9 protein-coding genes are annotated in these 8,849 nt (G+C 34.6%); 8 read left to right on the forward strand and 1 reads right to left on the reverse strand.

Going from position 1 to position 8,849, the window contains the following annotated elements; all coding sequences use genetic code 11:
* Nucleotides 1-101 precede the first annotated feature (101 nt).
* The 5 genes from HMPREF3264_RS01375 to budA all read left to right on the forward strand — a co-directional run bounded on the left by HMPREF3264_RS01375 (nucleotide 102) and on the right by budA (nucleotide 5,678).
* Nucleotides 102-782, forward strand: coding sequence for a YoaK family protein (locus tag HMPREF3264_RS01375; RefSeq protein ID WP_256323948.1), 681 nt, complete (start codon nucleotides 102-104; stop codon nucleotides 780-782).
* Nucleotides 783-846: 64 nt separating this feature from the next.
* Entirely contained in the window at nucleotides 847-1,731 is an 885-nt protein-coding gene (locus tag HMPREF3264_RS01380; protein WP_002444436.1) for a cidABC operon transcriptional activator CidR, read from the forward strand.
* Nucleotides 1,732-2,164: 433 nt separating this feature from the next.
* On the forward strand, nucleotides 2,165-3,115 hold the full coding sequence (locus tag HMPREF3264_RS01385) for an L-lactate dehydrogenase (protein ID WP_070871677.1): 951 nt from the start codon (nucleotides 2,165-2,167) through the stop codon (nucleotides 3,113-3,115).
* Between the two features lie 61 nt (nucleotides 3,116-3,176).
* The gene (gene alsS / locus HMPREF3264_RS01390; protein ID WP_070871678.1) at nucleotides 3,177-4,841 is read left to right on the forward strand and encodes an acetolactate synthase AlsS; all 1,665 of its coding nucleotides are present in this window, start codon (nucleotides 3,177-3,179) and stop codon (nucleotides 4,839-4,841) included.
* A gap of 132 nt (nucleotides 4,842-4,973) precedes the next feature.
* Complete coding sequence (gene budA / locus HMPREF3264_RS01395; RefSeq protein WP_002444431.1) at nucleotides 4,974-5,678, forward strand: acetolactate decarboxylase; 705 nt, start codon at nucleotides 4,974-4,976, stop codon at nucleotides 5,676-5,678.
* A 63-nt stretch (nucleotides 5,679-5,741) separates the two neighbouring features.
* On the opposite strand, the gene HMPREF3264_RS01400 is transcribed toward budA, so the two are convergent.
* A complete protein-coding gene (locus tag HMPREF3264_RS01400; RefSeq protein WP_070871679.1) occupies nucleotides 5,742-6,617 on the reverse strand; it encodes an oxidoreductase in 876 nt (291 codons plus the stop codon).
* Between the two features lie 75 nt (nucleotides 6,618-6,692).
* Here HMPREF3264_RS01400 and panB point away from each other — a divergent pair, with 75 nt between their 5' ends.
* The 3 genes from panB to panD are packed head-to-tail and all read left to right on the forward strand — an operon-like array spanning nucleotide 6,693 to nucleotide 8,741.
* Nucleotides 6,693-7,511 carry a 3-methyl-2-oxobutanoate hydroxymethyltransferase gene (gene panB / locus HMPREF3264_RS01405; RefSeq protein WP_070871680.1) on the forward strand — a complete coding sequence of 273 codons (819 nt, stop codon included), beginning with the start codon at nucleotides 6,693-6,695 and terminating at the stop codon, nucleotides 7,509-7,511.
* Nucleotides 7,504-8,361: a pantoate--beta-alanine ligase gene (panC, locus tag HMPREF3264_RS01410; RefSeq protein ID WP_070871681.1), complete on the forward strand. Its 858-nt coding sequence runs from the start codon at nucleotides 7,504-7,506 to the stop codon at nucleotides 8,359-8,361. Before panB ends, panC begins: the two co-directional genes overlap by 8 nt.
* Nucleotides 8,358-8,741 (forward strand): aspartate 1-decarboxylase, encoded by a 384-nt coding sequence (panD, locus tag HMPREF3264_RS01415; RefSeq protein ID WP_070871682.1) that lies wholly within the window; start codon nucleotides 8,358-8,360, stop codon nucleotides 8,739-8,741. Before panC ends, panD begins: the two co-directional genes overlap by 4 nt.
* Nucleotides 8,742-8,849: the final 108 nt, after the last annotated feature.

The following is an 8,849-nucleotide window of genomic DNA, read 5'->3' on the forward strand; positions in this document are numbered from 1 at the left end:
TAGCTTTTTAAAAGGAATTTTTACCAATATTTTACAAATTACATTTAAACAGTGTAAAACTAATAAATTAACAATTAGCATTTAAAAGGTGTATGATAATTTTGAAGAAAATTGAAAAGAGGTGGGTAGACATTTCACTAGATAAATATCTCACTCAAAACATTTATCAATTTAAAGAAATAGCAATTGCATTGACGTTTGTTGGTGGATATGTAGATGCCTATACCTTTTTAGAACGAGGTGGAACTTTAGCGGCTGGACAAACAGGTAATATCATCTTTTTAGCTTCTGAAGTGTCACATCATAACCTTAATGGTGGTCTTTTAAAAATTATTTCAGTACTCTCCTTTATGATTGGCGTCATGTTTGTTTCATTGATACATGCTAAGATTGCGACAAGATATTGGCGTTTAATCGCGTTACTACCAATCACAATTAGTAGTATCGTTGTTGGTTTCACTCCGAGTACAGTATCTAATTTATTTATTATTCCGCCACTCGCATTTAGTATGGCCATGCTAACTACCGCTTTCAGTAAAATCGAAGGCGAAGGTTATGCAAATACCTTTTCAACTGGTAATTTAAAAAAAGGCGTTGTCGCATTAAGTGAATATATGATAAATAAAGATAAAGTACAATTGAGTAAATCGTTACTTTACATTAGAATAGTAATAAGTTTTGTTGTGGGGGCAATTGTATCTGCGTTACTTCAAAAATTTATGGGAATCTATACCATAATTAATTGCTGCAATCATTTTACTGGGTGTCTTAATATTTTATAGCTTCCTCATTTATCGCAGAGAACGTAATATACAGTAATATTAATTTGCATAAGGATGAGAATAAATGGAAATTAAACAAATAAAATATTTCGTAGAAGTTGTTCGCCAAGGTGGAATGACACAAGCATCTGAACATTTATATATTGCTCAATCAACGATAAGTAAAGCGATCAAGAACATTGAAAATGAATACGATATTACTTTATTCGACCGTTCTCAGAAACAAATTAAACTCACTGACATTGGGCAAACATTTTATGATAACAGTTTAGAATTTTTAGCATTATTTGAAAAGCTTTCATTAGAAATGAATGATGTGGTGAATGTTCAAAAAGGTCACATTAAAATAGGTCTGTCACCTATGATGAATGTGCAAATGTTTACGAATGCCCTCAACCAGTTTCATAAGTTATATCCGAATGTGACGTATGAAGTGATTGAAGGCGGAGGTAAAATAGTTGAGAATTTAACTGCCAATGACGAAGTAGATATCGGAATCACTACTTTACCAGTAGATCACACGCTATTCCATTCAATTCCTTTATACAATGAGGAATTACTACTTGTGGTAAGTAATGATCATCACCTTGCACATTTGAAAAAGGTCGACTTAGCTGAACTGAAAGATGAAGAATTCGTACTCTTCCATGATGATTATTATTTAAAAGACCAGATTATCGAAAATTGTAAACGCATAGGCTTTTACCCTAAAACGGTGGCAAACATCTCACAAATCAGTTTTATTGCCAATATGATTCAACAAGGTATAGGTATCAGTATCGTACCAGAAAGTTTAGTACATTTAATGGGGGATAATGTTACGTCTATACAGTTAGAAAATGTAGAGCTCTCTTGGCATCTAGGTGCGATTTGGAGAAAGGATGCATACCTGAATTTTGTTACGCGCCAATGGATTGATTTTATATCACAACTTGAGCCTATTAAATAGAATACGTTTAATCTGTTTGAGTTATTAATCATAGACTTAATATAAACTGGATAATAAATTCCAAAATACAAAGCTCCTAAAATGTAGTGAATGAATACTTCGTTTTAGGAGCTTATTTTATGTTGTTACCTCACTGTTTAAACACGTAATGTAATATGACTGATTACGTTTTTCTATAGATGAACCATTCCTTTTAAGAATAGTAATAATCGTTATTATGTATTTTATTAATACTTCGTTGTGTACTATAATTGTAAATGTAATGAAGTTGGTCACTAAATACTATATTTTGTATAAATTGTAACAAATTTGTCACTGAAATGACGAATATATAAAGAAGTAGAATTAAAATTCTAGTTATTTTAATGAAAATATTATAAAAATAAAACTAAGCACATCATTGTGTAACTTTATTTCGAAGGAGTTCGTTAAAATGAAAAAATTTAGTAAAAAAGTAGTATTAATTGGTGATGGATCAGTAGGTTCTAGCTATGCGTTTGCAATGGTCACACAAGGTATAGCAGATGAATTTGTCATCATTGATATTGCGAAAGATAAAGTGGAAGCTGACGTGAAAGATTTAAATCACGGCGCGCTTTATAGTGCATCACCTGTTACAGTCAAAGCGGGAGAATACAGCGATTGTAAAGATGCAGATTTAGTTGTTATTACAGCTGGTGCGCCACAAAAGCCAGGGGAAACACGCTTACAACTCGTCGAAAAAAATACAAAAATCATGAAAAGTATCGTTTCAAGCGTGATGGATAGTGGTTTCGATGGCTTCTTCTTAATCGCAGCGAATCCTGTAGATATCTTAACACGTTATGTTAAAGAAGTGACTGGTTTACCAGCAGAACGCGTCATTGGTTCAGGAACAGTATTAGATAGTGCTAGATTTAGATATCTTATTAGCCAAGAGTTAAATGTTGTACCTTCTAGCGTTCATGCAAGCATTATTGGTGAACATGGTGATTCTGAATTAGCTGTATGGTCACAAGCTAATGTTGCAGGTATTTCAGTATTTGATACTTTAAAAGAACAAACAGGCAGTGAAGCAAAAGCTGAAGAATTATACGTTAATACAAGAGATGCAGCTTACGACATTATCCAAGCTAAAGGCTCTACTTATTACGGTATTGCTTTAGCACTTTTACGAATCTCTAAAGCATTATTAAATAATGAAAATAGTGTTTTAACTGTGTCAAGTCAATTAAATGGGGAATATGGACATAAAGGGGTTTATTTAGGAGTTCCAACACTTATTAATCAAAATGGGGCAATTAAAGTATATGAAACACCTTTAAGTGATGATGAAAAACAATTATTCGATCAATCAGTGAGCACATTAGAAGAAACATATGAATCAATTAAGCATTTAGTGTAAAGGTTTTAAAATTAAAAGAGGATAGCTAGGAAATTAAATTTTTGAAAGGATATGAAAATAAATGGCTGACAAACAATATTCAGCAGCAGATATGGTAATTGATACTTTAAAAAATAATGGAGTTGAATACGTATTCGGTATTCCGGGAGCTAAAATAGATTACTTATTTGACGCATTAGAAGATGATGGTCCAGAATTGATTGTTACACGTCATGAACAAAACGCAGCAATGATGGCACAAGGTATCGGACGCTTAACAGGTAAACCGGGAGTAACACTTGTAACAAGTGGCCCTGGAGTTAGTAATTTAACAACTGGTTTACTCACTGCTACATCTGAAGGTGATCCAGTGTTAGCAATTGGTGGTCAAGTTAAACGTAATGATTTATTACGCTTAACTCACCAAAGTATTGATAATGCATCATTATTAAGATCAACTACGAAATACAGCGCAGAAGTTCAAGACCCAGAATCATTATCAGAAGTTATGACAAATGCCATGCGCACAGCAACGTCAGGCAAAAATGGAGCAAGTTTTATTAGTATTCCGCAAGACGTTATCTCTGCACCAGTTGAAGCGCAAGCAATTTCGCTTTGTCAGCAACCTCAACTCGGTGTACCAACTGAAAAAGATGTTCAAATAGTCATTGATAAAATCAAAAATGCAAAATTCCCAGTTCTTTTAGCTGGAATGAGAAGTTCAAGCCAAGCAGAAACGGAAGCTATACGTCTTTTAGTTGAAAAAACAAATCTCCCTGTCGTTGAAACATTCCAAGGTGCAGGTGTCATTAGTCGAGAATTAGAAAATCATTTCTTCGGACGTGTAGGTCTTTTCAGAAACCAAGTTGGTGACGAATTATTAAGAAAAAGTGATTTAGTCGTTACAATTGGTTATGATCCAATCGAATATGAAGCAAGTAATTGGAACAAAGAATTAGACACTAAGATTATTAATATCGATGAAGCACAAGCAGAAATTACTAATTATATGCAACCAGTTAAAGAATTAATTGGAAATATTGCTGGAACAATTGAATTAATCTCTAATCATGTAGATGAACCATTCATCAATCAAGACCATTTAGATGAACTTGAAAAATTAAGAGCTGAAATCATTGAAGCAACGGGTATTAAAGCTACACACAAAGATGGTGTGATGCATCCAATTGAAATTATTGAAACGATGCAAAAGGTATTAAGCGATGATACAACAGTGACTGTTGACGTAGGAAGTCATTACATTTGGATGGCACGTAAATTTAGAAGCTATAATCCAAGACATTTATTATTTAGTAATGGTATGCAAACATTAGGTGTTGCACTTCCTTGGGCTATTTCAGCAGCGCTTGTTCGTCCAAATACACAAGTCGTTTCAGTAGCTGGTGACGGTGGTTTCTTGTTCTCAGCCCAAGATTTAGAAACAGCGGTACGTAAAAACTTAAATATCATTCAATTAATTTGGAATGATGGACGCTACAACATGGTTGAGTTCCAAGAAGAAATGAAATATAAACGTTCTTCAGGCGTAGAGTTTGGTCCAGTTGATTACGTTAAATATGCTGAAGCATTTGGAGCTAAAGGATTACGTGTTTATAATCAAGAAGAATTAGAAGCGGCGATTAAAGAAGGTTATGAAACAGATGGTCCCGTAGTCATCGATATTCCAGTGAACTATGAAGATAATATGAAATTATCTACAAACATGTTACCGAATGCTTTAAATTAATTCGACAACGTATGTGATAGTACTATCATTTTCAAAAATAAAAGAACGCATTCTAAAGAGAAAGTTTAAATCTTTAGATTGCGTTTCTTAAAGTGTAAGAACGAGTGAATATTAATAGGAGTGAAATGAATAATGACTAATGTATTATATCAACACGGCACGTTAGGCACATTAATGGCAGGTTTATTAGAGGGAACAGCCTCTGTCAATGAGTTACTAGAACATGGAGATTTAGGTATTGGCACGCTTACTGGTTCAAATGGTGAGGTCATCTTTATAGATGGTAAAGCGTATCATGCAAATGAACATAAGGAATTTATTGAGTTAAATGGAGATGAAATGACACCATATGCCACTGTGACACAGTTTAAAGCGGATAACCAATTCCAATCTTCGAATAAAGACCAAGATGCGATATTTGAGGAAATTAAAGAACAAATGGTAAGCGAAAATATGTTTTCTGCAGTGAAAATCTCAGGAAAATTTAAGAAAATGCACGTACGTATGATGCCTGCACAAGAACCTCCGTATACGCGTTTAATTGACTCAGCACGTAGACAACCTGAAGAAACGAGAGAAGACATTAAAGGTGCAATTGTAGGCTTCTTTACCCCTGAATTATTCCATGGTGTGGGTTCCGCAGGTTTCCATATTCACTTTGCGAGTGATGAACGTGACTATGGTGGTCATGTACTAGACTTTGAAGTAGACGATGTTAAAGTCGAAATCCAAAACTTTGAAACATTTGAACAACATTTCCCTGTGAATGCGAAATCATTTACAGAAGCGCATATCGACTATAAAGATGTTGCAGATGAAATCAGAGAAGCTGAATAATATTTCGATTCCCAAAGACGTATCAATAACGCCTTTGGGATTTTTTTATGCTTTGATAACTATTTATTCACTTTCTGGTTGTGTGAATTGACGATGATAGGACTTTAAGAATATATAAACTGAGTCGAGATAGGGTGTTTCTAGTTGATGATAACGGGCACGTTCATAAATATATCCTTGAATCGCCTCGACTTCCAAAGGTTGTTGATTCATGACGTCATAATACATGCTTGTTCCCATCTCGTCTGGATAACCTTTATAAATTGCCATGATGTCATCAACCGTTTGCTTTGGAAAATGAATACCCTCAGACTGAGCAACTTTAAGACCATCTTCAAGAATGTTGCGACAAAGTTGACTCATTTCTGGCAATTGTAAAATTTTAGCAGTTTGATGACCAATCGCAGTGATTGAATTAATACCTAGATTAACTAGTAATTTATACCAAATTTTATGTTCGATATTATTTTCTAAAATAAGTTCAATTTTAGTAGAAGAAAGTAGTGTTTTTAATTCCCGTGTTTTTGGCGTATCTTGGACGTGAAGACGATAATCTCGAAAATGTGTAACCTGATTTGCTACTTTTTGACCACTAATGTAGACGACTGCTTGATGAACATGTTGGTATGGAATACGTTGCACTTGTCCGTATCCATTTTGCGCTAAAATAATTAAAGTATTTGGATGTGCGAGTGCTTTTAATTGATTAATTACAGCGCCGAGTTGATGTGTTTTAACAGCAATGATAATGACATCGAATGTTTGATTCATGTTATCGTAAGAACTAACATCAATGGTTATCGCTTTAGAAGTATTTTCCGGGTAATAAGTCATCGATTGCTTTCGACGACCAATGAGTTTCGTTTCAGGCAAAATCGCTTTTAATTCGGCAGCAATCGTTGTTCCAACAGCGCCAGGACCTATGATAGCAATTGTCATGAGATAATTCTTTCCTTTCTTGGTACAATTCATTATACTATTGCTAATAATAAAGGAAATAAAGGATGAAATGAATTGAAAACATTAAGTCAATTAATGAAGATGAAACACGAGCAAATGAAATTATCTATGGTTACAGCTTATGATTTTCCGAGTGCAAAGCAAGCACAGCAAGCTGACATCGATATGATATTAGTTGGAGATTCACTTGGCATGACCGTTTTAGGTTATGAAAGTACAGTTCAAGTCACAATTGAAGATATGATTCATCACGGTAAGGCCGTGAGACGAGGCGCACCTGACACATTTGTAGTTGTTGACATGCCTATTGGGACTGTAGGTTTAAGTGATGAAGACGACTTAAAGCATGCTTTACGTTTGTACCAAGAAACGCAAGCGAATGCACTAAAAGTGGAAGGCGCACATCTTGTTTCTTTCATTCAAAAGGCGACACATATGGGTATTCCAATCGTTTCTCATTTAGGACTAACTCCTCAAAGTGTCGGTGTGATGGGCTACAAATTACAAGGTGGCACGAAAGAAGCAGCTATTCAGTTAATTGAAGATGCCAAGGCAATGGAAGAAGCAGGCGCAGTATTACTCGTTTTAGAGGCAATTCCAAGTGACTTAGCTCAAGTGATTAGTGAGAAACTTACTATACCAGTGATTGGTATTGGTGCCGGTAAAGACACAGACGGACAAGTATTGGTATATCACGATATGTTGAATTATGGTGTGGATCGCCAAGCTAAATTTGTTAAACAGTTTGCTGACTTTTCAATAGGTATTGAAGGTTTGAAACAATATAATGATGAAGTTAAAAATGGAACATTCCCATCAGAACAACACACATACAAGAAAAAGATTATGGACGAGGTTGAAACCAATGACTAAAGTCGTTACTACTATTAAAGAAATGCAAAACATCGTTAAGTCATATCATCAACAAGGACAGACAATAGGATTTGTGCCAACAATGGGAGCATTACATGAAGGCCATTTGAAAATGATGCGTATGTCAGTAGAAGATAACGATGTGACAGTGATTAGCGTCTTTGTTAACCCATTACAATTTGGACCCAATGAGGACTTTGATGCTTATCCACGTCAAATTGATCAAGATGTTGCGGCTGTAGAAGCGATAGATGTTGATTATGTTTTTTATCCGAGTGTTGAAGAGATGTATCCAGATCAATTAGATATCACTTTGAAAGTAGGCCGTTTGGCTGAAGTGCTTGAAGGGGCGCAACGCCCAGGTCATTTCGAAGGCGTGGTTACAGTTGTAAATAAATTATTTAATATTGTACGTCCTGACTTTGCTTATTTTGGGAAAAAAGATGCCCAACAACTTGCAATTATTGAAAAGATGGTTAAAGATTTCAACCATTCTATTGAAATTGTAGGTGTGGATATTGTAAGAGAAGACGATGGTTTAGCTAAAAGTTCACGAAACGTTTATTTAACAAATGAGGAACGTAGTGAAGCTGTACATTTGAGTAAAAGTTTGCAACTTGCACGTGAATTGTACGATAAAGGCGAACGACAAAGTGACGTCATCATTCAAAGTATCATTTCTTATTTAAATGATCATACGAGTGGACATGTAGACGAAGTAGCTATTTATAGTTACCCTGAATTAATCCAACGGGAATGGATTAATGAGCAAATATTTATTTCATTAGCGGTGAAATTTTCAAAAGCGCGCTTAATAGATAATATAATAATTGGAGATGAAAAGCATTGATTAGAACGATGATGAATTCTAAAATTCATAGAGCAAGAGTTACGGAGTCGAATTTAAATTATGTAGGAAGTATTACGATAGATACTGACATTTTAGAGGCAGTGGATATTCTACCTAATGAAAAGGTAGCAATAGTAAACAATAATAATGGCGCTAGATTTGAAACATATGTCATTGCAGGTGAAAGAGGAAGCGGCAAGATTTGTTTAAACGGAGCAGCTTCAAGATTAGTTGAAGTTGGAGACGTTGTGATTATTATGACATATGCACAATTAAACGAAGAAGAGATTAAAACGCATGCACCTAAAGTAGCTGTTTTAAATGAAAATAATGACATCGTTGAGATGATTCATGAAAAAGAAAACACGATAGTTTTATAAAATTTATAGACTTTTCTTAGTAGACTAGAATAAAATTTCTCAAAGTAATAGCAGTAAGATGATTTCAATTAGGAATCTTCTTACTGCTACTTCTATATTTAATACTTC

This window comes from Staphylococcus sp. HMSC62A08 (genome assembly GCF_001839105.1).
Taxonomy (GTDB): domain Bacteria; phylum Bacillota; class Bacilli; order Staphylococcales; family Staphylococcaceae; genus Staphylococcus; species Staphylococcus caprae.